The organism is Streptomyces buecherae (assembly GCF_014295035.1).
GTDB classification, from domain to species: Bacteria; Actinomycetota; Actinomycetes; order Streptomycetales; family Streptomycetaceae; genus Streptomyces; species Streptomyces youssoufiensis.
This window is the reverse complement of record NZ_CP060404.1, coordinates 5,935,905-5,962,055: the sequence shown is the minus strand read 5'-3', so window position 1 is coordinate 5,962,055 and position 26,151 is coordinate 5,935,905. Positions and strand designations below refer to the sequence as shown.

20 protein-coding genes are annotated in these 26,151 nt (G+C 73.8%); 11 read left to right on the top strand and 9 right to left on the bottom strand.

What is annotated here, in order from left to right:
* Positions 1-72 precede the first annotated feature (72 nt).
* The 5 genes from H7H31_RS23615 to H7H31_RS23595 form a co-directional block, all read right to left on the bottom strand.
* Entirely contained in the window at positions 73-1,566 is a 1,494-nt protein-coding gene (locus tag H7H31_RS23615) for a CoA-acylating methylmalonate-semialdehyde dehydrogenase (protein WP_187059622.1), read from the bottom strand.
* A gap of 133 nt (positions 1,567-1,699) precedes the next feature.
* Positions 1,700-3,577, bottom strand: a complete 1,878-nt coding sequence (iolD, locus tag H7H31_RS23610; RefSeq protein WP_187059843.1) for a 3D-(3,5/4)-trihydroxycyclohexane-1,2-dione acylhydrolase (decyclizing) — start codon at positions 3,575-3,577, stop codon at positions 1,700-1,702.
* Positions 3,574-4,584 (bottom strand): 5-deoxy-glucuronate isomerase, encoded by a 1,011-nt coding sequence (gene iolB, locus H7H31_RS23605; RefSeq protein WP_187118073.1) that lies wholly within the window; start codon positions 4,582-4,584, stop codon positions 3,574-3,576. Before iolB ends, iolD begins: the two co-directional genes overlap by 4 nt.
* A gap of 238 nt (positions 4,585-4,822) precedes the next feature.
* Positions 4,823-5,710, bottom strand: a complete 888-nt coding sequence (locus H7H31_RS23600) for a Cgl0159 family (beta/alpha)8-fold protein (RefSeq protein ID WP_187059538.1) — start codon at positions 5,708-5,710, stop codon at positions 4,823-4,825.
* Positions 5,711-5,849: 139 nt separating this feature from the next.
* On the bottom strand, positions 5,850-6,905 hold the full coding sequence (locus H7H31_RS23595) for a 5-dehydro-2-deoxygluconokinase (protein ID WP_187061311.1): 1,056 nt from the start codon (positions 6,903-6,905) through the stop codon (positions 5,850-5,852).
* A 275-nt stretch (positions 6,906-7,180) separates the two neighbouring features.
* Between H7H31_RS23595 and H7H31_RS23590 the strand changes: the two genes are divergently transcribed.
* From H7H31_RS23590 to H7H31_RS23560, 7 genes are all read left to right on the top strand, one after another.
* Positions 7,181-8,104: a sugar phosphate isomerase/epimerase family protein gene (locus H7H31_RS23590; RefSeq protein WP_187061310.1), complete on the top strand. Its 924-nt coding sequence runs from the start codon at positions 7,181-7,183 to the stop codon at positions 8,102-8,104.
* A gap of 191 nt (positions 8,105-8,295) precedes the next feature.
* On the top strand, positions 8,296-9,315 hold the full coding sequence (locus H7H31_RS23585) for a Gfo/Idh/MocA family protein (RefSeq protein WP_187061309.1): 1,020 nt from the start codon (positions 8,296-8,298) through the stop codon (positions 9,313-9,315).
* 72 nt (positions 9,316-9,387) lie between these two features.
* The gene (locus tag H7H31_RS23580) at positions 9,388-10,404 is read left to right on the top strand and encodes a Gfo/Idh/MocA family protein (RefSeq protein WP_187061308.1); all 1,017 of its coding nucleotides are present in this window, start codon (positions 9,388-9,390) and stop codon (positions 10,402-10,404) included.
* 188 nt (positions 10,405-10,592) lie between these two features.
* A complete protein-coding gene (locus H7H31_RS23575) occupies positions 10,593-10,793 on the top strand; it encodes a helix-turn-helix transcriptional regulator (protein WP_176161759.1) in 201 nt (66 codons plus the stop codon).
* Positions 10,794-11,194: 401 nt separating this feature from the next.
* Complete coding sequence (locus H7H31_RS23570) at positions 11,195-11,452, top strand: heavy-metal-associated domain-containing protein (RefSeq protein WP_187061307.1); 258 nt, start codon at positions 11,195-11,197, stop codon at positions 11,450-11,452.
* Positions 11,453-12,358: 906 nt separating this feature from the next.
* Positions 12,359-13,903: an MFS transporter gene (locus H7H31_RS23565; RefSeq protein WP_217202186.1), complete on the top strand. Its 1,545-nt coding sequence runs from the start codon at positions 12,359-12,361 to the stop codon at positions 13,901-13,903.
* Between the two features lie 373 nt (positions 13,904-14,276).
* Positions 14,277-14,840: a TetR/AcrR family transcriptional regulator gene (locus tag H7H31_RS23560; RefSeq protein ID WP_187088719.1), complete on the top strand. Its 564-nt coding sequence runs from the start codon at positions 14,277-14,279 to the stop codon at positions 14,838-14,840.
* A gap of 233 nt (positions 14,841-15,073) precedes the next feature.
* Here H7H31_RS23560 and H7H31_RS23555 read toward each other — a convergent pair whose 3' ends face one another.
* On the bottom strand, positions 15,074-16,363 hold the full coding sequence (locus H7H31_RS23555; RefSeq protein WP_187063246.1) for a citrate synthase: 1,290 nt from the start codon (positions 16,361-16,363) through the stop codon (positions 15,074-15,076).
* Positions 16,364-16,465: 102 nt separating this feature from the next.
* Complete coding sequence (recD2, locus tag H7H31_RS23550) at positions 16,466-18,757, bottom strand: SF1B family DNA helicase RecD2 (RefSeq protein WP_232110044.1); 2,292 nt, start codon at positions 18,755-18,757, stop codon at positions 16,466-16,468.
* 714 nt (positions 18,758-19,471) lie between these two features.
* Between recD2 and H7H31_RS23545 the strand changes: the two genes are divergently transcribed.
* Both H7H31_RS23545 and H7H31_RS23540 read left to right on the top strand, forming a co-directional pair.
* Positions 19,472-20,647 carry a LacI family DNA-binding transcriptional regulator gene (locus H7H31_RS23545; protein WP_187063245.1) on the top strand — a complete coding sequence of 392 codons (1,176 nt, stop codon included), beginning with the start codon at positions 19,472-19,474 and terminating at the stop codon, positions 20,645-20,647.
* 309 nt (positions 20,648-20,956) lie between these two features.
* On the top strand, positions 20,957-21,835 hold the full coding sequence (locus H7H31_RS23540) for a sugar phosphate isomerase/epimerase family protein (protein ID WP_187063244.1): 879 nt from the start codon (positions 20,957-20,959) through the stop codon (positions 21,833-21,835).
* Here H7H31_RS23540 and H7H31_RS23535 read toward each other — a convergent pair.
* Positions 21,792-22,820 (bottom strand): EamA family transporter, encoded by a 1,029-nt coding sequence (locus H7H31_RS23535; RefSeq protein ID WP_187063243.1) that lies wholly within the window; start codon positions 22,818-22,820, stop codon positions 21,792-21,794. The two genes, H7H31_RS23540 and H7H31_RS23535, sit on opposite strands and share 44 nt — an antisense overlap.
* Before the next feature lie 188 nt (positions 22,821-23,008).
* On the opposite strand from H7H31_RS23535, the gene H7H31_RS23530 reads away from it, so the two are divergent.
* Positions 23,009-23,917 (top strand): LysR family transcriptional regulator, encoded by a 909-nt coding sequence (locus H7H31_RS23530; protein ID WP_187063242.1) that lies wholly within the window; start codon positions 23,009-23,011, stop codon positions 23,915-23,917.
* 119 nt (positions 23,918-24,036) lie between these two features.
* On the opposite strand, the gene H7H31_RS23525 is transcribed toward H7H31_RS23530, so the two are convergent.
* Complete coding sequence (locus H7H31_RS23525) at positions 24,037-25,488, bottom strand: S28 family serine protease (protein WP_187063241.1); 1,452 nt, start codon at positions 25,486-25,488, stop codon at positions 24,037-24,039.
* A 168-nt stretch (positions 25,489-25,656) separates the two neighbouring features.
* On the opposite strand from H7H31_RS23525, the gene H7H31_RS23520 reads away from it, so the two are divergent.
* Complete coding sequence (locus H7H31_RS23520) at positions 25,657-26,115, top strand: hypothetical protein (protein WP_187063240.1); 459 nt, start codon at positions 25,657-25,659, stop codon at positions 26,113-26,115.
* The last annotated feature ends 36 nt before the right edge of the window (positions 26,116-26,151 follow it).

Genomic DNA, 26,151 nt, shown 5'->3' with positions numbered 1-26,151 from the left:
CGCTGCGGCGGCGGGCCGGGTGGCCGGGGGTTGGCCGGGGGTGGCCGGTGGGTGAGCGGGGCTCGGGTGGGGTCAGCGGTGGCTGGGGAAGCCCAGGTCGACGCCGGCGTCCTCGGGGTTGGGCCAGCGGGTGGTGATGACCTTGCCGCGGGTGTAGAAGTGCACGCCGTCGTTGCCGTAGATGTGGTGGTCGCCGAAGATCGAGTCCTTCCAGCCACCGAAGGAGTGGTAGCCGACCGGGACCGGGATCGGCACGTTCACGCCCACCATGCCCGCCTCGATCTCCAGTTGGAAGCGGCGGGCGGCGCCGCCGTCGCGGGTGAAGATCGCGACGCCGTTGCCGTACGGGGAGGCGTTGATCAGCTCGACGCCCTCCTCGTAGGTATCCACCCGCAGCACGGACAGGACCGGGCCGAAGATCTCGTCGCGGTAGGCGTCGGAGTCCACGGAGACCTTGTCGAGCAGGGACAGGCCGATCCAGAAACCGTCCTCCTTGCCCTCGACCGTGAAGTCCGTGCCGTCCAGGACCACTTCGGCGCCCTGGGCGCTCGCGCCGTGCACGTACGAGGCGACGCGGTCCCGGTGGGCCCGGGTGATCAGCGGGCCCATCTCGGAGGTCGGGTCACCGCCGGGGCCGATCTTGATCTTGGCGGCGCGTTCGGTGATCTTCTCGATGAGCGGGTCGGCGGTGGCGCCGACGGCGACGACCGCGGAGACGGCCATGCAGCGCTCGCCGGCCGAGCCGTACGCCGCCGAGACCGCCGCGTCGGCCGCGGCGTCCAGGTCCGCGTCGGGCAGGACCAGCATGTGGTTCTTGGCGCTGCCCAGGGCCTGTACGCGCTTGCCGTTGGCGGTGGCGGTGGCGTGGATGTGCCGGGCGACCGGGGTCGAGCCCACGAAGCTGACAGCCGCCACGTCGGGGTGTTCCAGGAGGCGGTCGACGGCCACCCGGTCGCCGTTGACGATGTTGAGCACGCCGTCCGGCAGGCCGGCCTGGGCGGCGAGTTCGGCCAGCCGGTACGCCGCCGACGGCACCTTCTCGCTCGGCTTGAGCACGAACGTGTTGCCGCACGCGATCGCCAGCGGGAACATCCACAGCGGCACCATGGCGGGGAAGTTGAACGGCACGATGCCGGCCACCACGCCCAGCGGCTGCCGGATCGCCGCCACGTCGACCCGCGTGGCGACCTGCGAGGACAGCTCGCCCTTGAGCAACTGCGGGATGCCACAGGCCAGTTCGACGATCTCCAGGCCACGGGCCATCTCGCCGAGGCCGTCCGCGTGCACCTTGCCGTGCTCGGCGGTGATCAGGTCGGCGATCTCGTCGCGGTGCGCGTCGAGCAGCTCGCGGTAGCGGAAGAGGACCGCGGTGCGCTGCGCGAGCGACGAGGTGCCCCAGGTGGCGTAGGCGGCCTTGGCCGCGGCGACGGCCGTGTCCACCTCGGTCGCCGACGCGAGCGCCACCCGCGTGGTCTGGACGCCGGTGGCCGGGTCGGTGACCGGCCCGTACGTGCCGGACGTGCCCTCCACGGGCTTGCCGTCGATCCAGTGGTCGATGGTCTGCATACCAGGGAGACCTTTCTCGTGAGGCGGCACGCGGGGCGGGAGCGGGGCGCCGCGGGTCGGGGGTGGGTCGCGGGTGCGCGGGCTGTGGGGGGACGGCTGGCGAGTCGGGTCGGGTGCGGCGGGTGGGGCGGGGTCACAGGTGGTGGCGGCGGGCGGTCGCCCGGCGGTCGTACTCCTCGCGTGCGCTGGCCGCCGCCGGTCGGGTCGCCGTCTCGGCCACCGGAACATCCCACCACGCGTGGGTGCCGGGCGCGCTGGACACTGTGTCGGTCGTTTCGGTCTCCACGTAGACACATGTGGGCCCCGCCGTCTCGCGCGCGGTGGCCAGCGCGGCGCGCAGCTCGCCGACCGTGGCGGCGCGCAGCACCCGGGCGCCCAGGCTGGCCGCGTTGGCGGCCAGGTCCACCGGCAGCGGCGGGCCGGTGAACGAGCCGTCGGCGGCCCGGTAGCGGTAGGCGGTGCCGAACCGCTCGGCGCCGACCGCGTCGGACAGGCCGCCGATGGAGGCGTAGCCGTGGTTCTGGATCAGTACGACGTTGATGTCGACGCCCTCCTGGACCGCGGTGACGAGTTCGGTCGGCAGCATCAGATACGTACCATCGCCGACCAGCGCCCACACCGGCCGGTCGGGGGCGGCGAGGCGGACGCCGATGGCGGCCGGGATCTCGTAGCCCATGCAGGAGTAGCCGTACTCCAGGTGGTACTGGCGCCGGGAGCGGGCGCGCCAGAGCTTGTGCAGGTCGCCGGGGAGCGAGCCGGCCGCGTTGATCACCACGTCGTCGTCGCCGACGACCGCGTCCAGCGCGCCGATGACCTGCGTCTGGGTGGGCCGGGCCGCCGCGTCCGGCGCGGCGTACGCCCGCTCGACCACCCGCTCCCAGCGCCGCTTGCCGGCCGCGTACTCGGCCTCGTACGCCGCCGGCACCCGGTGCCCGGCCAGCGCGGCGGTCAGCGCCTCAAGGCCCGCGCGGGCGTCACCGAGCAGCGGCAGCGCGGCGAGCTTGTGCCCGTCGAAGGAGGCGATGTTGAGGTTGACGAAGCGCACGGCGGGGTCGGCGAAGAGGGTGCTGGAGGCGGTGGTGAAGTCGGAGTAGCGGGTGCCGACGCCGATGACGAGGTCGGCGGCGCGGGCCAGGTCGTTGGCGGCGGCGGTGCCGGTGTGGCCGACGCCGCCGACGTCGGCCGCATGGTCGTGGCGCAGCGATCCCTTGCCGGCCTGGGTCGAGGCGACCGGGATGCCGGTGGCGTCGGCGAGGGCGCGCAGCGCGTCCTCGGCCTCGCTGTGGTGCACGCCGCCGCCGGCGACGAGCAGCGGGCGGCGGGCCCGGCGGACGGCCTCGGCGGCCTCGGCCAGCGCGGCGGGGTCGGGCGCCGGGCGGCGCACGTGCCAGACGCGTTCGGCGAGGAACTCCTCGGGCCAGTCGTACGCCTCGGCCTGCACGTCCTGCGGCAGCGCGAGGGTGACCGCGCCGGTCTCGGCCGGGTCGGTCAGCACCCGCATGGCCGCCAGCGCGGCCGGCATCAGCGCCTCGGGGCGGGTGACGCGGTCGAAGTAGCGGCTGACCGGGCGCAGCGCGTCGTTGACGGAGACGTCGCCGGCGTAGGGCACTTCGAGTTGCTGGAGAACCGGATCGGCGGGGCGGGTGGCGAAGGTGTCGCCGGGCAGCAGCAGCACGGGCAGCCGGTTGATGGTGGCCAGCGCCGCGCCGGTGACGAGGTTGGTGGCGCCGGGGCCGATCGAGGTGGTGACGGCCTGCGTGGCGAGCCGGTCGCACTGCCGTGCGTAGCCGACGGCGGCGTGCACCATGGCCTGTTCGTTGCGGCCCTGGAGGTAGGGCATGGCGGTCGGGCCGGACTCCAGCAGGGCCTGGCCGACGCCGGCGACGTTGCCGTGCCCGAAGATGCCCCAACAGGCGTTGATCAGGCGGCGGGTGTGCCCGTCGCGCTCGGTGTGCTGGGCGGCCAGGAAGGCGATCAGGGCCTGGGCTACGGTCAGCCGGCGGGTGCTCATCGGGCCTCTCCCGGGGGTGGTGTGGCGAGCCCCGTGCCGTCGGCGTGGGGCGCGGCGTACAGCGGCAGTCTGGGGTCGACGGGGGTGCTGGGCCAGGTGTCCCGGATCCAGGCGTGTTCGGGGTGGTCGCAGATCAGCCAGGCGCGCTCGGCGCCGGGGCCCGCCATGACGTTGAGGTAGTACAGATCGTGCCCCGGGGCCGCGATGGAGGGGCCGTGCCAGCCGTCGGGGATGAGCACGGCGTCGCCGGTGCGCACCTCGGCGAGCACGTCGGTCTCCCTGCCCGGTCCGGAGGGCGTCACCCGCTGGTAGCCGAGCCCCGGGGTGCCGTGCGCGGCGGCGACCTCGAAGTAGTAGATCTCCTCCAGCTCGGACTCCTGGCCCGGGCGGAACTCGTCGTGCTTGTGCGGCGGGTAGGAGGACCAGTTCCCGCCGGGGGTCAGCACCTCCACGGCGATGAGCTTGTCGCACGCGAAAGCCCCGGCCGCCGCGAAGTTGTTGACCTGTCGGGAACAGGCGCCGCTGCCGCGCAGCTCCACGGCCACGTCCGCGGCGGGCCCGTAACGGGCGGGCAGCGCGCGCTCGCAGCGGGCCCCGGTCAGCGCGAACCGGCCGCCGGCGGCGCTGGTGATACGGGCGTGGGCGTCACGCGGCAGGTAGGCGAAGTCGGTGACGCCGCTGAACACGCTCTCCCGGCCGTGCAGGGTGAAGAGTGCGCCGTTGTTGCCGTTGTTGTCGCCGTTGTCGCCGTTGTCGCCGTTGTCGCCGTTGTCGCCGCTGTCGTTGCTGTCACTGTCGACGGCCACGGTGCAGGCGCCGGCCAGCGGCAGCACGATCCACTCGCTGTCGCCCGTCTCCCACGCGTGCTCGCCGCCGGCCGGCAGGTCGAGAACGCGCAGCGACGAGTAGCCCCAGCCGGCTCGTTCGGGGTCGATGGCCAGCGCGTACGGGCCATCGGCCGCGCTGCCGGCCGGCAGGTGGAAGGTGCGGGGGGCGGTGGGGGTCATGGGCTCGGCGTCTCCTGCGGAAGGCGGTGGTGGCGGCGGTCGTACGAGGGTCGTACATCGGTCGTACGACGGGTGCGGCGGCTCTGCGCGGCGGCGGCTACGGCGACGGTGCTACGGGTCCTCCGGCGGTCGTACGGGGGGCGAGCGGGGGTCGTACGGGGATCGAGCGAGGGCCGTACGGGGGTCGCCGGCGGGGCGGCGCCAGCGGGGGTTCGTCGGTGGGGCGACGGCGGTGGGGTCACAGCAGCCCCACGGCGGTGTCGACGGCGGCGGCCACGTCACCGTCGACCGGGTAGAGCAGCGCGCGCCCGGCCACCAGGCCCTGCACGGTGGGCAGCTTGAGCGCGTGCCGCCACTTCTCGTACGCCCGCTCCTGGTCCCGCGCGCCCTGGCCGACGTCGCCGCCGAGCAGTACGGCGGGCAGCGTGGAGGTCTCCATGACGCGCGCCATGTCGCGCGGGTCGTCGGTGACCGGGACCTTGAGCCAGGTGTAGGCGGAGGTGCCGGCGAGTCCTGAGGCGATGGCCAGGGAGTGGGCGACGGCGCCGGCGGAGAGGTCGGTGCCGACCTTGCCCGCCGTGCGGTGGCAGATGAACGGCTCGACGAAGACCGGCAGTTGGTGGGCGGCCATGTCGTCGATGGCGCGGGCGGCGGAGAGCAGCGTGTCAAGGGAGCCGGGGTCGTCGTAGTCGATGCGCAGGAGCAGCTTGCCGGCGTCGAAGCCGAGCCGGGCCAGGTCCTGGGCGCGGTGCCCGGTGAACCGGTCGTCCAGCTCGAACGCGGCCCCCGCCAGCCCGCCCCGGTTCATCGAGCCCATCGCCACCTTGTCCTCAAGGGCGCCGACGAGCAGCAGGTCCTCCAGGATGTCGGCGGTGCCGAGGACCCCGTCGACGCCGGGCCGGGACAGCGCGAGGCACAGCCGTTCCAGCAGCTCCCTGCGGTTGGCCATGGCCAGCTCACGGCCGCCGACGGAGAGCGCGCCGCGCGCCGGATGGTCCGCGGCGATGATCATGAGCCGCCCGCCGGCCCCGACGAGCGGCCTGCGAACCCGGCGCGCGGCGGCCTCCGCGATGGCCTCGGGATGCCGGGCCCGCACCTGCGCGAGGTCGGAGATACGAATGGTCAAGGGGGTCGCTCACTCTCAACTGGTCAGAACGGGCCGCGGGCGGGTGGCGTACGTGCGGGGCGTGCGTGCGGGGCCGAGGGGTGGGGCGTGCGCGGGGGCTGGGCGGGGGCGCGGGTGAGGGGGCCGCCCCGGGGGGCCGTTACGGGGTGGCGAGGAGGTCCGTCACCTCGTCGGGCGTGGGCATCGCGGACGAGCAGGCCAGGCGGGAGGCGACGATGGCGCCCGCGGCGTTCGCGTACCGCATGACGCGCTCCAACTCCCAGCCCGCCAGCAGCCCGTGGCAGAGCGCGCCGCCGAACGCGTCGCCCGCGCCGAGCCCGTTGACCACCTCGACGGGGACCGGCGGCACCTCGGCGGTGGTGCCGTCGCGGTGCACGGCGAGGACGCCGGCCGGGCCCTGCTTGACGACGGCCAGCTCCACGCCGGCGGCCAGCAGCGCGTCGGCCGCCGCGCGCGGCTCCCGCTGGCCGGTGGCCACCTCGCACTCGGCGAGGTTGCCGACGGCGACCGTGGCGTGCTGGAGCGCCTTGGCGTAGTACGGCCTGGCCTCGTCCGGGTCGCGCCAGAACATGGGCCGCCAGTCGAGGTCGAAGACCGTGGCGCGCGGGGCGTGGGCGCCGCCGAGGTCGGCGGCGCCGGGAGCGGCCGGCTGGCCGGGGGCCGGTCGGGAGGCGGCCGGCTGGCCGGAGGCCGGTCGAGAGGCGGCCGGCTGGTCGGTGGAGCGGGCGGCGAGGGCGGTCAGCGTCGCCGCGCGGCTGGGCTCCGCGCACAGGCCGGTGCCGGTCATCCAGAAGATCCGGGCCGCCCGCACCGCGTCCAGGTCCAGTTCCTCAGGCCGGATCTCCAGGTCGGGGGCCTTGGGTTGGCGGTAGAAGTACAGCGGGAAGTCGTCGGGCGGGAAGATCTCGCAGAAGGTGACCGGCGTCGGGTACGCGGCGACCGCGCTGACCCACCGGTCGTCCACGCCGAAGTCGCGCAGCGCCTCGTGCAGGTAGGTGCCGAACGGGTCGTCCCCGGTGCGGGTGATCACGGCCACCCGGCGTCCGAGCCGGGCCGCCGCCACGGCGACGTTGGTCGCCGAGCCCCCCAGGAACTTGCCGAACGTCTCGACGCGCGCCAGCGGCACGCCCGTCTGGAGCGGGTAGATATCGACTCCGATCCGGCCCATCGTGATCAGGTCGTACGGCTGCGTCATGCTCGCCCTTCCGCTCCGGCCGGCAAACTCAACAACAGGTCTAACGGCGGCTCACGCAGCCTGTCAACATTTTGTCCTGACATACTGACGTCTTCTCCGAGGACGCGCGACGCGGGGTCGTTTTGACGTGACGTCCTTATGTCAGGACGAAGCCTTGACAGGGTGTGGGGCGGCGGGAAAGCTACCCAGCGAGGCCGTCCGTCCCCGATACGCCCCGGCCCCGCCGGGAACCCCACGGTCCGGTCAGCGCCGACCGGCGAGAGGAGCGCGCGCCCATGGCCGCTGCCCACCAGCCCCTCCCCACCGCCCTGGACCGCATCCGCGTCGGCTCGGCGCCCGACTCCTGGGGCGTCTGGTTCCCCGACGACGCGCGCCAGGTGCCGTGGCGGCGCTTCCTGGACGAGGTGGCCGAGGCCGGGTACGCGTGGATCGAACTGGGCCCGTACGGCTACCTGCCCACCGACCCGGCGCGGTTGACCGACGAGACCGCCCGGCGCGGCCTCACCGTCTCCGCCGGCACCGTCTTCACCGCCCTGCACCGCGGCCCGGCCGTCTGGGACGCCACCTGGCGGCACGTCGCCCAGGTGGCCGAGCTGACCCGCGCGATGGGCGCCCGCCACCTGGTCGTGATCCCGGCGTTCTGGCGCGACGACAAGACCGCCGAACTCATCGAGAGCCCCGAGCTGGCCCCGGCCCAGTGGCGCGACCTGACCACCGGCATGGAGCGCCTGGCCCACCAGGTGCGGGAGACGTACGGCCTGCAGATCGTCGTCCACCCGCACGCCGACACGCACATCGACGGCGAGGCCAACGTGGCCCGTTTCCTCGACGCCACCGACCCCGACCTGGTCCGCCTGTGCCTGGACACCGGGCACTACGCCTACTGCGGCGGCGACAGCGTGAAGCTGATCGAGACGTACGGCGACCGCATCGGCTACCTGCATCTCAAGCAGGTCGACCCGGCGATCCTGGCGACCGTGGTCGAACAGGGGGTGCCGTTCGGGCCCGCCGTCCAGCGCGGGGTGATGTGCGAGCCGCCCGCCGGGGTACCCGCCCTGGAGCCCGTGCTGACCGCGGCCCAGGGGCTCGGCATCGACCTGTTCGCGATCGTGGAACAGGACATGTACCCGTGCCCGCCCGACCAGCCCTTCCCCATCGCCCAACGCACCCGCCGCTACCTCCGCGGCTGCGGCGCCTGACCGGCCCCGCTCCCCCGCCGTCGCCCCCGCTTCCGCTTCCGCCGCCTCCGCCGTACGCCCGCGCGTCCGCCCCGCGTACGCGCCTGCGGGCCACGGCGCACGCGCCCGTACCCGCCCTCGTACCCACACCTCCCCCACACCCGCACGCACCGCACTCGCACCACACCCGCACCACAGAGGAGCACCAGCACATGCCGCAGCAGCCACCGCTCGGGGTCGCCGTCATCGGCACCGGCCGCATGGGCGCCGACCACGTACGCCGCATCGACGAGGTCATCCACGGCGCCCGGGTCGCCGCGGTCGTGGACGTCGACGCGGAACGGGCCAAGGCCGTCGCGGGGCGCGTCGAGGGCTGCGCCGCGTACACCGAACCCGCGGCGGCCATGGCCTCCCCCGACGTGGACGCCCTCCTCATCGCCTCGCCGGGGCCGGCCCACGAGGCGGCGCTGCTCCAGGCGTTCGCGCACGACCTGCCCGTGCTGTGCGAGAAGCCGCTCACCCCGGACCCGGCGGCGGCCCTGCGGGTCCTGGAGGCCGAACAGCGCCTGGGCCACCGCCGCGTACAGGTCGGCTTCATGCGCCGCTACGACGCCGGGTTCATGCGCCTCAAGTCGGTCCTGGACGCGGGCGAGTTCGGCCGCCCGCTGATGCTGCACTGCCAGCACCGCAACGCCAGCACGCCGCCCGGCTTCACCAGCCAGATGATGATCAACGACTCGGTGGTGCACGAGATCGACACCACCCGCTGGCTGCTCGACCAGGAGATCACCGCCGTCACCGTGCTGCGGCCCGCGCCCTCCACCGCCGCCCCCGCGCACCTGAGCGACCCGCAGCTCGTGCTCTTCGAGACCTCGGGCGGCGCGGTCGTGGACGTCGAGATCTTCGTCAACTGCGGCTTCGGCTACCAGGTGCGCTGCGAGGCGGTCTGCGAGTCCGGCAGCGCCCGCACCGGCGAGGAGGCCGGCCTGGTGACCCACTCGGCGGGGCGCTGGGGCGGAACGATCCCGCAGGACTTCGTGCCCCGCTTCGCCGAGGCGTACGACCGCCAGGTGCAGCGCTGGGTGGACGCCACCCGCCGCGGCACGGTCGAGGGCCCGAGCAGTTGGGACGGGTACGCCGCGGCGGCCGTCTGCGAGGCCGGAGTGACCGCCCAGGCCACCGGCCGGCGCACCACCACCGCACTCATCGAGCGCCCGGCCCTGTACGCCTGACGCCCCGTCGCCCGGCACCACGGCGACCGGCCCCGTCACGATCGCCGCCGCCCACGGAGGGGAACTTGCCCCATGCGCATCGGATTCCTCGGCGCCGGCCGCATCGGCGCCTTCCACGCCGCGACGCTGGCCGCCCTGGACGGCGTCGGCGACCTGGTGATCGGCGACGCCGACGAGGCCAGGGCCCGCGCGCTCGCCGAGGTTGTGGGCGCGCGGGCGGCGAGCGTGGACGGGGTGTTCGCGGCGCGGCCGGACGCCGTGGTGATCGCCACCGCGACCGCGTCGCACGCCGCACTCGTCACCCGCGCGGCCCGCGCCGGGCTGCCCGCCTACTGCGAGAAGCCCGTCGCCACGGACCTGGCCCGCACCATCGCCGCCCTGCGCGCGGTGGAGGTCGCCGGCACCCTGCTCCAGGTGGGCTTCCAACGCCGGTTCGACGCCGGGTACCTGGCGGCGCGTGCGGCCGTGCGCGCGGGCGCGTTGGGACGGCTGCACACCATCCGCGCCGTCACCTCGGACCCGGCCCCGCCGCCGCCCGCGTTCCTGCCGCTGTCCGGCGGGCTGATCCGGGACTGCCTCGTGCACGACTTCGACGCCGTGCGCTGGCTGACCGGGCGCGAGGTGCGCGAGGTGTACGCCACCGGCTCGGCGGGCGGGGCCGACTTCTTCCGCGCCGCGGGCGACGTGGACACCGCCGCCGCCCTGCTCACCCTGGACGACGGCACGCTGGTCACGGCGACCGCGACGCGCTACAACGGCGCGGGCTACGACGTGCGCACCGAACTCGCGGGCGAGCGCGCCCAACTCGTGGTCGGGCTCGACGCCCGCACCCCCTTCGCCTCCGCCGAACCCGCCGGCCCGGGCGGCCCGGCCCGCCCGTGGGCCGGCTTCTGGGACCGGTTCGAGGCCGCCTACCGGGCGGAGCTGGCGACCTTCGTCCGGGCGGTACGGGGCGAGGTGGCCAACCCGTGCTCGGGTGAGGAGGCGCTCAACGCCCTCCTGGTGGCCGAGGCGTGTGAACTCTCACGCGTGGAGCACCGTCCCGTACGCCTCACCGAAATCAATGAGCGCGTCCGTGACGTTTCGTAGCGTCCGTCGCCTCTTGGTCACATTCGTCACGCTTATCCGGCCCTTCTGTCACAGACCATCAACAGGTGTTCGCGGACGGTCACTCAGGGTCGTTCACCGGGCGCAGCTCAAGTGATCAACGACAGTTACACCGCGACTCCCCCGACGGTTTCCCCGCCGTGGTCGCGGTGCTCTGGGAGGCGCGAGACATGACTGATCGCAGGCTCTGGTCGTACAAGGAGATCGCGGCACACATCGGCGTCCAGACAGACACCGTGCGCTCCTACCGCAAGCACGGGCTGCTGCCGGCGCCCGACGTCGTGGAGGGCGGCAAGCCCTACTGGCTCGCGGACACCATCCGGGCCTGGGTGCTGCGCCGGCCGGGCAACCGCTCGCGCCGCGACACCTGACGCCCGGCGCGCACCGCCGCCCGGGTCTGCCCCACGCCGAACGCCCACACCGAAGCCCATGCCCATCAAGGCCCCGCACCCCGCCACGTGGCGTGCGGGGCCTTCGCATGACGCGTGCGGGGAGGCGGCGCCCCGGGGGCGCGTCGCGGGCGGAGTCGGGGCGACGGCGGGGGGAGTCGGAGCCGAGGCGGGGCCGGCGGCGGGCGGTGCCACGAGGCCGAGGCGAGGCCGGCGGCGGGCGCGGGCGGCGACACCGGGTGCCACTCTGAGGCGGTACGCGTTTCCGTGGCGAGCCCCTCTGTCGCCATACCCCCCTGGGGTATAACATGACGCTTGTGGGGGCGCCGGACGAGACTCCGGGGCCCCGACACCAGCAGGCCACCTTCCCCAAAGGAGAACCCATGACCTCCGAGACGCCCACCGAATCGCGCCACTCCGCCGACGGCATCACCACCGTGTACACGGTCACGGGCATGACCTGCGGCCACTGCGAAGGCGCGGTCACCGAAGAGGTCTCGGCGCTGGACGGCGTCACGTCCGTCAAGGCCGAGGCCGCCAGCGGCCAGGTGACCGTCGTCTCGACCACCGCCCTCGACGACGAGGCCGTCCGCGCCGCCATCGACGAGGCGGGCTACGAGCTCACCGGCCGGGCCGCCTGACCGCCGCCCCGCGCCACCGGCACCTCCCGAGGCCGGGCCGCACGGAGCCGCCCAGCGGCGCTCCGCGCGGCCCGGCCTCCGCGCGTCCGCGCCCGGGCGGGTTTCCGACGTGGCGGGTTCCCGACGCGGCGACCGCCACCCCGCCGGGTGGTCGCGGGAGCGCTTCACACATGCGGGCCGCCGCCGGATCGTGACGCGACGCGGACCTCGGGGCTGGTTGCGGCGAGATATCCACTCGAACGTCTTCACGAAATCCTCATAGGGTGCACAACACCCATACGCGAGCGCCCGGAAATTCAAATGGAGACCCTTGCCCAACTACGCCCCTATATGGCAAGAGACGCAGATCACACGAGAAGCGGGGTAACCATTCGCGGGGGTCGCGAGTCTAACTGGGTGGTGCTGGGACGTCTTGGGGGACGTTTCCAGACTGCGCGTGGCCGGGGCGACGTACCGGGGAGCTTTGAGCGGCCCTCCCGCATGTACGCGTCCCGGCAGATCGCGGGCGCCTGGCCCTCGTGGCCAGCAAGGCTCCCGGCCGGATCCCGTGGGGGGAATCCGAACCGGGGAACAGAAGGCGCCCCGCTCCGACCCGTGGGGGGATCGGTAGCGGGGCGCTTTCGCATGCCCGGCCCGTCCTGATCCGGGCCCGCCGCGCCGCCCGTAGACCTAGCCGCAGCCCCGCGCGAGGCCAGGCCAGAGCGCGGGCCAGCACCCCGACGCGTCCCACACCGCGCCCGCGCAGGCCGGTTTCCGTTTCTTCACGCCGCGCCCCGTCGACGCCGCCCGGGGCCCACCCCGACACCCGGCGCCGCGACGCGCTCACGTCACGCGAGCCCACCCGCCAAGGCCGAGTCCGTGATAGAAACTTGGACGATCGTCTCACTTTCTCTGTCAGGAGTAGCGATGGCCAATCCCTACGGCGCGCTCTTCGCCGCGCCGGGCGCACGGGCCTTCACGGCCGCCGGTTTCGTCTCCCGGATGCCGCTGTCGATGACCGGCATCGGCCTCATCACGATGCTGTCCGAGCTGCGCGGTCAGTACGGCGTCGCCGGCGCCGTCGCCGCCACGTTCACGCTGGCCATGGCGCTCATCGGCCCCCAGGTCTCCCGGCTGGTGGACCGGTACGGCCAGGGCCGGGTGCTGCTGCCCGTCACCGGCGTGAGCGTGGTCGCGCTCGGACTGCTCCTGCTCTGCGCGCACTACGACGCGCCCGTGTGGACGCTGTTCGTGCTCGCCGCGCTCGCGGGCTCCATGCCGAGCATGGCCGCGATGGTCCGGGCCCGCTGGACCGAGCTGTACCGCGACTCCCCCAGGCTGCACACCGCCTACGCGCTGGAGGCGGTGATCGAGGACGTCACGTTCATCGCCGGCCCGGCGCTCTCGGTGCTGCTGTGCACGACGTTGTTCCCCGAGGCCGGACCGCTGGTCGCCGGCGGTCTGCTGGCCGTCGGCGTCGCGCTGTTCGTCATGCGGCGCGACACGGAGCCGCCGGCGCGGGGCACGGCCCAGACCGTGGAGCGGTCGGCGCTGCGCGACGGGTCGCTGCGGGTCCTGGTGCTCGCGCTGGTCGCCGGTGGCGCGATCGTGGGCACGGTGGACGTGGTGAGCGTGGCGTTCGCCGACGAGCAGGGACAGCCCGGCGCGACGGGGCTGGTGCTGGCCGTGTACGCCGTCGGGTCCTGCGCCACCGGCCTCGCCTTCGGGGCCATGACCCCGCGCATGCCGCTGCCGCGCCTGCTGGTTCTCGGCATCCTCGGGACGGCCGCCACCACGCTGCCGTTCCTGCTGGTGAACAGTGTCGTCGGGCTGACGGTCGCGGTCTTCTTCGCGGGCGTCTTCTTCTCGCCCACCATGATCACGATCATGAACCTGATCGAGCGCATCGTGCCCGCGCACCGGCTGACGGAGGGCATGACCTGGGCCTCGACGGGGCTCGCCATCGGCGTCGCGCTGGGCTCCTCGCTCTCCGGCGCGATGGTCGACGCGTTCGGCCCGCGCGGCGGCTTCGCCGTGGCCATCACGGCGGGTGCCCTCTGCGTCGCCGTCGCGGCGCTGGGCTACCGCCCGCTGGTGGCCGCCGTCTCCGCCAGGCCGGTCCCGCCGCCGCCCGGCGGCGACTTCGCGCCGAAGGCCGGCCAGGACGCCGCGCCGGGAGGCGATGGGGGTACCGTCACGGTGGCTGCCGCCACGGACCGTACCGACTCGGGCCCGGGGAGCGCCCCGCGCGGCGCGGACCTCTCGGACGGGGTGACCGCCGCGCACCACGGCCCCGACCTCCCTGGTCAGGGCGTGGAGGTCGCGGGCCACGTGGATGCGGGCCGGGCCGGGGGCGCGGACGCCGTACTCACCGGCTCCGGCGCGTCGGACCCCGCGTCGCCCGACGACCCCGGCGCGCACGCGGCGCGGGAGGCGGACGAGCGGCAGCAGTGCTACGTCGACTGCGGCTGAACGCACCGCGTTCCGGCCGCCCGGGCCACGGGAGCTTGCCCTGAACGAGCGTGAAGCCGCGCACCAGTCCGGCGACGGCGACGACACCGCCGACACCCACCGGTCGCCCGACCCCGCGGTGGCGGGCCAACCCCCTGCCATCGCGGGCCCGGGCAGCGTTCTCAGCCCGGACGACTCCGGCGGGTCGAGCGATGCCGCCGGGTCGAGCCGCGCCGCCAGATCGGGCGAGCCCGCCGGCCCCGGCGACCCCGCGACCGGGGATGACGCGGGCCCGGGAGAAGGTACGGACCCTGAAGAAAGCGCGGCCTCTGGAGATGGTGCGCGGCGGAAGGCGGCTGCGGGGCGGGCCCGGGCCGGGCGGGCCGAGGGGGGCGTGCCCGCGACGGACGGGCGGCGCGTCAAGGGCGAGCGGCGGCGGCAGGCGCTGATCGAGGCGGCGCTGCGGGTGGTCGAGCGGGACGGGGCCTCGGGCGTCAGCCACCGGGCGGTGGCCCGCGAGGCCGAGCTGCCCAACGCGTCGGCCACCTACTACTTCCGCAGCATCGACGACCTGCTGTGCGCGGCGCTGACCAGCGTGATGCACGAGGACGCCGCCCGCATGCGCCGACTGGCCCTCGCGACGGACGGCGGCCTCGACAGCCGCCGCATGCTGGCCCAGCTCATGGCCGACGTGGCCGCCGAGCCCGGTCGGCTCCTGGCCGAGTACGAGCTCTACCTCCAGGCCGCCCGGCGCCCCGAGCTGCGCGAGGTCACCCAGGTCTGGCTGGACGCGGCGGCGGACTTCGCCCGCAAGTACACCGACGACCCGGTGCGGGTACGCATCGTCGTCGGCGCCATCGACGGCCTCCTGCTGCAGGCGCTGCTCACCGACGACCCGCCCGGCGTGACGGAGTTCGACGAGATGCTGCGCGCGCTGCTGCCCTGCTCACCCGAGTAGGGAGTTGCCCCGCCGGGCGAGTGGGGCGTTGCCCTGCTCGGACGGGTGGGACGATGCCCTGCTCGGACGGGTGGCGCGGGCCGACCCGCCCGCCGCGCGGGCCGGGCAGCGGCACGCCGGGCGGGCCGCAAAGGGGCCTGCCCGGCGTGGCGGGTCGGCGGGGCGTCGGGGCGGGCGGGGTGCGCGTCCGCACGCGGCGGGCGGATGGCGCCCCGCCGCCCCACTGCCTCCGGTTAGCGCTGCTCCACGGGGACGAAGTCGCGCTCGACGACGCCCGTGTAGATCTGGCGGGGGCGGCCGATGCGGGAGCCGGGCTCCTTGATCATCTCGTGCCACTGGGCGATCCAGCCGGGGAGCCGGCCGAGCGCGAAGAGCACGGTGAACATCTCGGTCGGGAAGCCCATCGCCCGATAGATGAGGCCGGTGTAGAAGTCGACGTTCGGGTAGAGCTTGCGCTCCACGAAGTAGTCGTCGGCCAGCGCGTGCTCTTCGAGCTTGAGCGCGATGTCGAGCAGCTCGTCGGACTTGCCGAGGGCGGAGAGGACGTCGTGCGCCGCCGACTTGATGATCTTCGCCCGGGGGTCGAAGTTCTTGTAGACGCGGTGCCCGAAGCCCATGAGCTTCACGCCGTCTTCCTTGTCCTTCACCTTGCGGATGAAGGTGTCCACGTCGCCGCCGGAGTTCTTGATGCTCTCCAGCATCTCGAGGACCGACTGGTTGGCGCCGCCGTGCAGCGGGCCCCACAGCGCGCTGATGCCCGCCGAGATCGACGCGAACATGTTCGCCTGCGAGGATCCGACCAGCCGGACCGTGGAGGTCGAACAGTTCTGCTCGTGGTCCGCGTGCAGGATCAGCAGCTTGTCCAGGGCGTTGACCACGACGGGGTCCAGGTCGTACTCGGCGGCCGGCACCGAGAATGTCATGCGGAGGAAGTTCTCGACGTAACCCAGGTCGTTACGGGGGTAGACGACCGGGTGACCGACGGACTTCTTGTACGCGTACGCGGCGATCGTCGGCAGCTTGGCCAGCAGCCGGATCGTCGACAGGTGGCGCTGCTTCTCGTCGAACGGGTTGTGGCTGTCCTGGTAGAACGTGGACAGCGCGCTGACCACGGACGACAGCATCGCCATCGGGTGGGCGTCGCGGGGGAAGCCGTCGTAGAACCGCTTCACGTCCTCGTGGAGCAGCGTGTGCTGGGTGATCTCGTTACGGAAGGTAGCCAGCTCGTCGACGGTCGGCAGCTCCCCGTTGATCAGCAGGAACGCCGTCTCCAGGAAGGTGCTCCGCTCCGCGAGCTGCTCGATCGGATAACCGCGGTAGCGCAGGATGCCCCGCTCACCGTCGAGGTAGGTGATCGCGGACTTGTACGCGGCGGTATTGCCGTATCCCGAGTCCAGGGTCACCAGACCGGTCTGGGCGCGGAGCTTGCTGATATCGAAGCCGCTGTCGCCGACGGTGCTCTCGATCACCGGGTAGCTGTATTCGCCGTCCCCGTGCCGCAGTACTACAGAGTTGTCGCTCACGTCATCCCTCACCGACGTTGTGCCTCTTCTTCGAGGTGCCCTGACTAGCTCTACCTTCCCCCATTTGGACGATGAACGTGCACTCGGGGTCGGCCATCGGGCCTAATTGCGGCACTCAGTGCCGCCATCGTGTCCATCCTGCCCCCTTACTGCCGATTCCGGAAACCCGGCGGAAGCGGAACGCGGGGCTTCGCCGCCGAGCCGATGGTCGAGCGCGGTGCAGCGGCGCCCCGCGGAAACCGTGCGGACGGCCTGCCCCAACGCCTTGCGCGAGCCGACCAGCACGACGAGCCGCTTCGCCCGCGTCACCGCCGTGTAGAGCAGATTGCGCTGGAGCATCATCCACGCCCCGGTCGTCACCGGGATCACCACCGCCGGATACTCGCTGCCCTGCGAGCGGTGGATGGTCACGGCATAGGCGTGCGCCAACTCGTCCAGTTCGTCGAAGTCGTACCCCACCTCCTCGTCCTCGTCCGTGCGCACCGTCAGCCGCTGCTCCTCGTTGTCGAGCGCGGTGACCACGCCCACGGTGCCGTTGAAGACGCCGTTCACCCCCTTCTCGTAGTTGTTTCTGATTTGGGTGACCTTGTCCCCGACGCGGAAGGTCCGGCCGCCGAAGCGCCGCTCTGGCAGGTCCGGGCGGGCGGGGGTCACGGCCTGCTGGAGCAGCCCGTTGAGCGTGCCCGCGCCGGCGGGGCCGCGGTGCATCGGCGCGAGCACCTGCACGTCGCGGCGCGGGTCAAGGCCGAACTTCGCCGGGATGCGGCGGGCCGCCACGTCGACCGTGAGCCGTCCCGCCTCCTCCGTGTCGTCCTCCACGAAGAGGAAGAAGTCCGGCAGGCCCTCGGTGATCGGCGGCACCCCGGAGTTGATCCGGTGCGCGTTGGTGACCACGCCGGACTGCTGGGCCTGCCGGAAGATCCGGGTCAGCCGCACGGACGGGACCGGGCTGCCCGGCGCGAGCAGGTCGCGCAGCACCTCGCCGGCGCCCACGGAGGGGAGTTGGTCCACGTCGCCGACGAGCAGCAGGTGCGCGCCCGGCGGCACGGCCTTCACCAGCTTGTTGGCCAGCAGCAGGTCCAGCATCGACGCCTCGTCCACCACGACCAGGTCGGCGTCCAGCGGCCGGTCCCGGTCGTACGCCGCGTCGCCACCCGGCTTGAGTTCGAGGAGTCGGTGCACCGTGGACGCCTCGGCGCCGGTCAGCTCGGCGAGCCGCTTGGCGGCCCGGCCCGTGGGCGCCGCCAGCACCACCTTGGCCTGCTTCGCGCGGGCCAGCTCCACCACGGAACGCACCGTGAACGACTTGCCGCAGCCGGGGCCGCCCGTGAGCACCGCCACCTTCTCGGTCAGCGCGAGCCTGACCGCCTCCCGCTGCTCGGGGGCGAGGTCCGCGCCGGTGCGCCGGCCGAGCCAGGCCAGCGCCTTGTCCCAGTCGACGTCCCGGAAGCCGGGCATCCGGTCCTCGTCGCCGCGCAGCAGCCGGCGCAGCGAGCCGGCCAGCGACAGCTCCGCGCGGTGGAAGGGGACCAGATACACGGCCGTGACCGGTTCGCCGTCGGCGGGCCCGGGCACCGCCTCCCGGACCACCCCCTCCGGGTCCTCGGCCAGCTCCCCCAGGCACTCGATCACCAGTCCCGTGTCCACCTGGAGCAACTTGACGGCGTCCGCGATCAGTTGTTCCTCGGGCAGGTAGCAGTGCCCGTTGTCGGTGGACTGGGACAGCGCGTACTGCAGGCCCGCCTTGACGCGGTCCGGGCTGTCGTGCGGGATGCCGACGGCCTGGGCGATGCGGTCGGCGGTCAGGAAGCCGATGCCCCAGACGTCGGCCGCGAGGCGGTACGGCTGGTTGCGCACGACGGAGATGGAGGCGTCGCCGTACTTCTTGTAGATGCGCACCGCGATGGAGGTGGAGACGCCGACGCCCTGGAGGAAGACCATGACCTCCTTGATGGCCTTCTGCTCCTCCCAGGCCGCGCCGATCATCCTGGTGCGCTTGGGGCCGAGCCCGGGCACCTCGATCAGCCGCTCCGGGTGCTGCTCGATGACGTCCAGCGTCTCCACGCCGAAGTGCTCGGTGATCCGGTCGGCGATGCGCGGCCCGATGCCCTTGATGAGCCCGGAGCCCAGATAGCGGCGGATGCCCTGGACGGTGGCGGGCAGCACCGTCGTGTAGTTCTCCACCGTGAACTGCTTGCCGTACTGCGGGTGGGAGCCCCAGCGGCCCTCCATGCGCAGCGACTCGCCCGGCTGGGCGCCGAGCAGCGAGCCCACCACCGTCAGCAGGTCACCGGAGCCGCGCCCCGTGTCGACCCGCGCGACCGTGTAGCCGTTCTCTTCATTGGCGTAGGTGATCCGCTCCAGGACCCCTTCGACCACCGCGAGCTTGAACATGAGGCGACCGTACCGCCGCCGTCCGACACCCGTGCGAGCCTGTGGATAACTCCGAACGGGCCGCCCCACAAGGGCCGTACGCTCGCCGCCCACCCCCGAAGTCCGCCCTGCGACGGCCGCCGCGCGCGGGCCCGTACGCCACGAGGGGCCCGGTCCACGGACCGGGCCCCTCAGGCTTCCCCCTCCACTGGCTCCGCTCGAAATCCCCCCAGATTCCCCTCCGCGGAAGCCCGATGACACATACGACCCGTCGCGGGCGGGAAGGGTTGCACGATTTCCCGCTGTTTTTCATCCGTGCCGAGTGGCGAGCGGTCGGGGGCTCGCGGCGGGCCCGGCCGACCCGGTTCCCGCCCGTGGGCCCGACCCGGCTACCCTGCGGTGCCCCGGGGTACGCGGGCCCCGACGTGCTGCCGCGGCGGCGTCGGCGGACTCCCGGTTCGCCGCCGCGAGTGCGCGGTGCCGTCAGCGACGGGCGGTTTGCGCCGGGGCATAACACCAACGGTCCACGACAGCCACCGCGGCGGTACGAACGGTGGCGGCGCGAGCGGTGGCGTTACGAACGGGCTGGGGCGCGGTGACCACCTCGGCGACGGCGGCAGCGGAACCGAACAGACGAACAACAGCGGCGACGGACAGCGACGCCAACGGACGGACGCCAGCCAACAGCGGCGGCGGTGCTCGCGAGGGCGAAGGACGGCGGATGGAGCGGAAGCGATGACGGTGACCCTGGCCGACGTAGCGGCGCGCGCCGGGGTGTCACCGGCCACCGTCTCCCGGGTGCTCAGCGGGAACTACCCGGTCGCGGAGGCCACTCGGGCCCGGGTGCTGCGGGCCGTCGACGACCTGGACTACGTGGTCAACGGGCCGGCCAGCGCGCTGGCGGCGGCCAACTCGGACCTCGTCGGCATCCTCGTCAACGACATCGCCGACCCCTTCTTCGGGATCATGGCGGGGGCCATCCAGTCCGAGATGGGCCCCGCCGCCCCGCCCGCCGCCGACGCGTGGGGGCCGGGCCAGGCGCCCGGCGGACCGCAGGGCAGGGCCGCGACGGGTCCCGCCGGCCCGGCGACGGCGGCCGAGAAGCTGGCCGTCGTGTGCAACACCAACGGCTCCCCCGAGCGCGAACTCACCTACCTCACGCTGCTCCAGCGCCAGCGCGCCGCGGCCGTCGTCCTCACCGGCAGCGCGGCCGACGGCCCCGAGCACACCGAGCGGCTGGCGGCCAAGGTGGCCAGGCTGGTCGCCGCCGGCACCCGGGTGGTGCTGTGCGGAAGGCCCCCGGTGCCGGGGGCGCTCGCGCTCACCTTCGACAACCGGGGCGGCGCCAGGCGGCTGACCGAGCACCTGCTCACCCTCGGCCACCGCCGCGTCGGCTACATCGCGGGCCCCGCCGAACGCACCACCACCCGCCACCGGCTTGAGGGACACCTCGCCGCGCTGGCCGCGCACGGCCTCCCGGCCCAGGCACCGGAGGCCCAGCCGGACGGGGACCCGGTGGCGGCGGCCGAACAACCGCCGCTGGTCGTGCACGGGGCGTACGACCGGGCCAGCGGTTACGACGCGGCCTGCGAACTCCTGCGCCGCGAGCCCGGCATCACCGCGCTGGTCGCGGCCAACGACACGGTCGCGCTCGGCGCCTGCGCCGCGCTGCGCGACATGGGGCTCAGCATCCCCCGGGACGTGTCGGTCACCGGCTTCGACGACCTGCCGTTCAGCGCGGACGCGGCCCCGGCGCTCAGTACCGTACGGCTGCCCCTGTACGAGGCGGGCGCGCGGGCGGGGCGGCTGGCGCTCGGGCGGGAGGCCCCGCCGCCGGGCGGGGTGGCCATGATCCGCGCCGAGCTGATGATCCGCGACTCGACCGCACCACCCCCCGCCCCCGGCCGCTGAGCCGCGCCCGACCAGGGCGGCCCTCGGGCGGGGGTGCCTTCGACGGGCGGCGCTGGGCGGCGCTCGCCCAGGTGGCCACGGTCGAGGACGCCTGTCGGGCAGGAGGGGGGTCCTCCGCGTCGCAGGGGACTGGCGCCCCTCGGGCACGAAGGACACCCGAAGGACCCCGCTTTGGAGAGGGCATCTCGCTCGGGAATGCGGGAAGCCGGAAAAGGGGCCGCCCGGCCCCCGTGGCGGGTTTGACCTGGTCGCGTTCGCTGCCTAGCGTCGCCGTGCCCGCCCGTGCGCACCGACCGCTCAGGAGCCCGCGTGAAGCTCGCCTTTTCCACCCTCGGCGTGCCCGGCCTGCCGATCCCCGACGTCGTAGAACTCGCCGTGGACCACGGATACCAGGGCGTCGAACTGCGGGCCCACCCCGAGGAACCGGTCCATGTCGGCATCGGCGCGGCCGAACGGGCCGACGTCGCGGCGCGGTTCCGCGCCGCCGGGCTGACCGTGCTCGCCGTCGCCGGCTACGTACGGGTCGCCGAGGCCGGCGACGACGGCCCGGTCCTCGACGCGCTGCGCCAGCACCTCGCGCTCGCCCGCGACCTCGGCGCCCCGTACGTGCGCGTCTTCCCCGGCGGCGGCGACCAGGACCCCGCCGAGGCCGACGCCACGGCCGCCCGCCGGCTGGCCGCCGTCGCGCCGTACGCGCACGACCTCGGCGTACGGCTGCTCTTTGAGACCCACGACTCGCACCGCACCGCGGCCGACGCCTGCCGGGTGCTCGGCCTGGTCGGGCACCTGAGCGTGGGGGCCGTCTGGGACGTGCTGCACACCTGGCTCGGCGGCGAGGACCCGGTGGCCTCACACGCCGCGCTCGCCCCGCACCTGGGATACGTGCAGGTCAAGGACGTCGCCTCGGCCGAGGACACGTCCCCGCTGCCGCTCGGCCGGGGCGCGCTGCCGCTGGCCGCGATCCTGACCGCGCTCGTACGGGCCAACTTCGCCGACGCCGCGCAGGACGCGCCGGCCGAGGGCTGGGTGAGCTGGGAGTACGAGAAGCGTTGGCACCCGGAGGCGGCCGAGCTGCCCACGCTGCTCGACGCGGGCCGGGACCACCTGCGCGGGCTGCTGGCCGCCGCCGCTGGCACGGGCTCCGTCACGCGGGAGAGCCAGCGGCGGGAGCCGGGCCAGCACCCGTAGCCGGGGCCGGGGTCGAGGCGATCGGGTCCGGTGCCGCGACCGGATCCGGGCCCGGTTTCAGGGCGGGCTTCGGGGCCGGTTCCGGGGTCGGGTCCGGTCCCTTGGGCGGGGCGGTGGGGCGCCCGCCGCCCCTGGCGCCCGCGAACGAGGTCAGCGCGACGCCGCCGACCAGGAGCGCGGCGGCCAGCCAGCGCAGCGGACTGATCCCCTCGCCCAGCAGCAGCGCCGCGGACGACATGCCGAAGACCGGCACCAGGAGCGAGAACGGCGCGACCGCCGACGCGTCATAGGTGCGCAGCAGGAAGCCCCAGGCGCCGAAGCCGAAGAGCGTGGTGCCCCAGGCCACGAACGCGATGGCGCCCAGGCCGCTCCAGTCGAGGCCGCGCAGCGCCTCCAGGTCCCGCTGCGGGCCCTCGAAGACCAGCGACAGGCCCAGCAGCGGCAGCACCGGGACGACGCTCACCCAGACCATGAACCGCAGCCCGTCGGGCGGAGCGGCCTTGCGGGTCAGTACGTTGGAGACGCCCCAGAACGCGGCGGCGGCCACGACCAGCGCGAAGCCGAGCACCGGCCCCGACGTCCCCTCGTCCACGGCCGCCACCGCGATGCCGCCCAGCGCGACGCCCATGCCGAGCAGCCGCACCGGCCCGGGGCGCTCGCCGAGCGCGAACGCGGCGAACAGGGCCGTGAACACCGCCTGCACCTGGAGCACCAGCGAGGAGAGGCCGGCCGGCGCGCCCTGGTTCATGCCGACGAACAGCAGGCCGAACTTGGCCAGGCCGAGCGCCAGCCCCACGCCGATCACCCAGCGCCAGGGCACCTGGGGTCGGCCCACGAGGAACACGGCGGGCAGCGCGGCGGCCGTGAACCGCAGCGCGCAGAACAACAGCGGCGGGAAGTGGTCGAGGCCGACCTCGATGACGACGAAGTTGACGCCCCAGGCGGCGGTGATCAGCACGGCCAGGGCGAGGTGAGCGGGTCGCATGGGTTCGAGCATCGACGCAGTGAACCTTGTAGCACCAGCGCGAGTATCTGCATGATTGGTTGAAGCAGTGCTACAAGCAGCAGCCGTCACGGCCGTGGGCGAGCCGCGCCGTGGCGCGCGGCGCACCGCCGTCGCAGCCGTCGCAGCCGTCGCGGCGTCGTCGCGGCGCCGAGCCCCTGGGGAGAACCATGTTGGACCTGGCCCGGTTGCGGGCCCTGCACGCGGTGGCCGTGCACGGGTCGGTCAGCGCGGCGGCCGTCGCCCTCGGCTACACCCCGTCGGCGGTGTCGCAGCAGATAGCGAAGCTGGAGCGGGAGACGCGGACCACGCTGCTCGAACGGCGGGGCCGAGGCATCGCCCTGACCGACGCGGCCCAGCAGTTGGCGGACACGGCGCAGCGGTTGCTGGCCATCGTGGAACGCGCGGAGACCACGTTGGAGGAGCGGCGCGGGCAGCCGTCGGGGCGCCTGGTGGTGGGCGCGTTCGCCTCGGCCGCGCGCGGCCTGCTGCCCTCCGTGCTCGCCGAACTCACCGCGCGGCACCCGGGGTTGGACGCCCGGCTGACCGAGGTGGACCCGCACCTGTCGCCCGACCTGGTGGCCCGCGGGGTGATCGACCTGGCCGTCACGCACGACTGGGACATCTCGCCGCTGCCGGCCCCCGAGGGCGTGCAGCGGGTCGTGATCGGCGACGACCCGTCGGACATCCTGGTGCCCCGCGACCACCCGCTCGCCGGCCGCCGCGTGCTGGGCCGCGCGGACCTGACCGACCAGCGGTGGATCTGCCAGCCGCCGGGCACCGTGTGCCACGACTGGCTGGTGCGCACGCTGCGCGCCTCCGGCCACGAGCCGGACCTCGCGTACCAGGTCGCCGAGTACCACACGCAACTGGCGCTGGTCTCCGCCGGCCTCGGCATCGCGCTGGTCCCCCGGCTCGGCCGCGGCCCGGTGCCGGACGGCGTGTCCGTCGTACCGCTCGAACCGACGCCGCTGCGCCGCCTGTACGCGCTGTGGCGCCCCGGCGCCGCCCGCCGCCCGTCCATCACCGAGGCGGTGCGCCTCCTCCAGGAGCACTGGCCGCGTCGCGACGCCGCCTGAACCACGCGAGGGGGCGCCCGGCATCAACCGGGCGCCCCCTCGGTCCCGACAGCGCCCACAACGCCGACAGCGGACGTCCGCCCACCGGCCCGGCGCTACGGGACTACGGGACTACGGGACTACGGGCGCAGCAGGGACTCGCGGGAGACGTCCCGGCGGTCGAGCTGCTTGTCGAAGGGGGCCAGCGGCTTCGCCGTCTGGTCACCGGACTTCACGGCCGCCGGCTGGACGCCCGCCCAGTCCAGGACGCGCGCGGTGGCCTTCGCCTTCTGCTCGGCGGGCAGCGCGGCGATGTTGGCGCCGTGGTTGGCGCCCGGCGCCGTGTAGACGTAGGAGTCGTTGCGCTTGCCCACGCGGAACGGCTCGGCGCCCCACGGGTCGTTCTGGCCGTTGACGAACAGCATCTGCTCACCGTTGTGGCGCACCCAGGAGTCCACGTCCCGCATCGTGCGAGGGTCGAACGTCATCGGGATCTCGGCCGGCACGGCGTGCCGCGGCGCGTCGATGCCCGGGTAGCGCAGCAGGTCCTTCAACTGGCCGTACCGCACCGTCGGCCAGCCCAGTTGGGTCCCCGCCTGGTAGTAGTACGGCGTGTACCCCTCCAGGCCCTGGTCGGTGGTGGAGTCGAAGCCGGAGATCTTGTCGATGTAGTTGTACAGCACGTCGTCGGAGGCGGTCGGCGCCGGCACGTCCGCGCAGTCCTTCTCCAGGCTGTACTGCCAGAACGCCCAGGCCAGGCTGATCACGGCGTTCTCGTACGCCTTGTCGGCGCTGCCCATCACCTTGAACGTGCGGCCCTGCTCGTCCGCCCACTTCTCGTAGCGGGCCACGAGCCGGTCGCGGCGCTCAAGCGCCTCGCGCTGCACGGCCGTCAGGCTGGCGCGGCACTCGCGGTTGCCCACCCGCGCGAAGAACCGGTCGTACGCCGAGTCCTCCCTGTTGACCACGTCGTTGGGGGCCACGTACGCGACGGTGCCGTCCATGTCGTTGGGGAAGAAGCGGCGGAAGTAGGTGGCGGTCATGCCGCCCTTGCTGCCGCCGGTGGCCAGCCACTTCTTGCCGTAGATCGGCTTGAGGGCCTTGTAGAGGCGGTGCTGGTCGCTGGCGGCCTGCCAGATGTCGAGCTTCTTCCAGTCGGCCGGCTGCGGGCGCGAGGGGGTGAAGAAGCGATACTCCATGGAGAGCTGGTTGCCGTCGATGATCTGCGTCGGCTCGCTGCGGCGCGGCGTCGTGCTCACGTTGTAGCCGGAGGTGAAGAAGACCGAGGGGCGGTCGACGGACTTGTGCAGCAGCGTGATCCGCTGCTTGAACGTCCCCTTCGACGGGCGCCGGTGGTCGATCGGCTGCTCGTAGTTGAGAACGAAGAAGCGGTACCCGTCGTACGGCTTCTCCTCTATGAAGCTCATCCCCGGTATGCGGAGGATGCGGTCCTTTATGTCCTCCGACTGCGCGGCCGTGGTGCTCCGTTCGTCCGGCTGCGCGGCGGTGGCCGTCCCTGCCGAAACGCTGCCCACGCCCACGGTGCCGATGAGCACCGCCAGCGCGAGCAGCGATCTGAGCGACTTGTGCATGCTGATCTCCCAGGAGTTCGCAGTGGTCGCCGTGAACCTACAAGCGGTCGGGCCCGGGGGCTAGCCCCAGCTCATGCCATCGACGGGGGCTCCTTCGCGCCCGCCCGACACCCGATGCGCCACGCCGCCCCCTCCCCTCCTCGCATGAGATGACTCATGCTGGTCGGCATGGACCGAGAGGAAAGCCAGGGGCCGGGCGGCCCCGAGCCGAGCGAACGGGCCGAACGACTGCGGCGGTACCTGAGCGAGCTGGAGCAGCGCGTCGACCCGCGCTCCCTCGAACTGCTGATGCGGCTGCTCCGCGAGCTGAGTGTCTCACCGGCCGTGCGCGGCGGCACGTACGAACTCGGCATGGGGCCCGAGGAGCGGGAGCTGTTCACGCCCGCCCTCCAGGCCGAACTGCTCGTGCTGTTCGGCCTGCTGACCTCGCACGACGAGCGGGTCGTGGTCGACCTGGGGGACAGCCCGCACGCGAAGGGCATGAAGGTGCTCGTCCCCCGCGAACGGGCCGACGACCCCGATTTCCTGCGCCGGCACAAGCAGCGGGTGGCCGCCGAGGCCGCCGAGCGGGAGGCGGACCGCCGCGAGGTGGAGGCCATCGCGCGGGCCAGCGGCATGGAGCCGTAGCCGGCCGTGTCCGCCAGTGGGGTGACGCGCCGCCCC

Excerpts from the sequence above, each read along its gene's own strand:
- H7H31_RS23545 (WP_187063245.1), top strand. The coding sequence starts at position 19,472 with ATGACGGTGACCCTGGCCGACGTAGCGGCGCGCGCCGGGGTGTCACCG.
- H7H31_RS23530 (WP_187063242.1), top strand. The coding sequence starts at position 23,009 with ATGTTGGACCTGGCCCGGTTGCGGGCCCTGCACGCGGTGGCCGTGCAC.
- H7H31_RS23585 (WP_187061309.1), top strand. The coding sequence starts at position 8,296 with ATGCCGCAGCAGCCACCGCTCGGGGTCGCCGTCATCGGCACCGGCCGC.
- recD2 (WP_232110044.1), bottom strand. The coding sequence starts at position 18,757 with ATGTTCAAGCTCGCGGTGGTCGAAGGGGTCCTGGAGCGGATCACCTAC.
- iolB (WP_187118073.1), bottom strand. The coding sequence starts at position 4,584 with ATGACCCCCACCGCCCCCCGCACCTTCCACCTGCCGGCCGGCAGCGCG.
- H7H31_RS23615 (WP_187059622.1), bottom strand. The coding sequence starts at position 1,566 with ATGCAGACCATCGACCACTGGATCGACGGCAAGCCCGTGGAGGGCACG.
- H7H31_RS23535 (WP_187063243.1), bottom strand. The coding sequence starts at position 22,820 with ATGCGACCCGCTCACCTCGCCCTGGCCGTGCTGATCACCGCCGCCTGG.
- H7H31_RS23575 (WP_176161759.1), top strand. The coding sequence starts at position 10,593 with ATGACTGATCGCAGGCTCTGGTCGTACAAGGAGATCGCGGCACACATC.
- H7H31_RS23565 (WP_217202186.1), top strand. The coding sequence starts at position 12,359 with ATGGCCAATCCCTACGGCGCGCTCTTCGCCGCGCCGGGCGCACGGGCC.
- H7H31_RS23580 (WP_187061308.1), top strand. The coding sequence starts at position 9,388 with ATGCGCATCGGATTCCTCGGCGCCGGCCGCATCGGCGCCTTCCACGCC.
- H7H31_RS23595 (WP_187061311.1), bottom strand. The coding sequence starts at position 6,905 with ATGACGCAGCCGTACGACCTGATCACGATGGGCCGGATCGGAGTCGAT.
- iolD (WP_187059843.1), bottom strand. The coding sequence starts at position 3,577 with ATGAGCACCCGCCGGCTGACCGTAGCCCAGGCCCTGATCGCCTTCCTG.
- H7H31_RS23590 (WP_187061310.1), top strand. The coding sequence starts at position 7,181 with ATGGCCGCTGCCCACCAGCCCCTCCCCACCGCCCTGGACCGCATCCGC.
- H7H31_RS23525 (WP_187063241.1), bottom strand. The coding sequence starts at position 25,488 with ATGCACAAGTCGCTCAGATCGCTGCTCGCGCTGGCGGTGCTCATCGGC.
- H7H31_RS23520 (WP_187063240.1), top strand. The coding sequence starts at position 25,657 with ATGGACCGAGAGGAAAGCCAGGGGCCGGGCGGCCCCGAGCCGAGCGAA.
- H7H31_RS23570 (WP_187061307.1), top strand. The coding sequence starts at position 11,195 with ATGACCTCCGAGACGCCCACCGAATCGCGCCACTCCGCCGACGGCATC.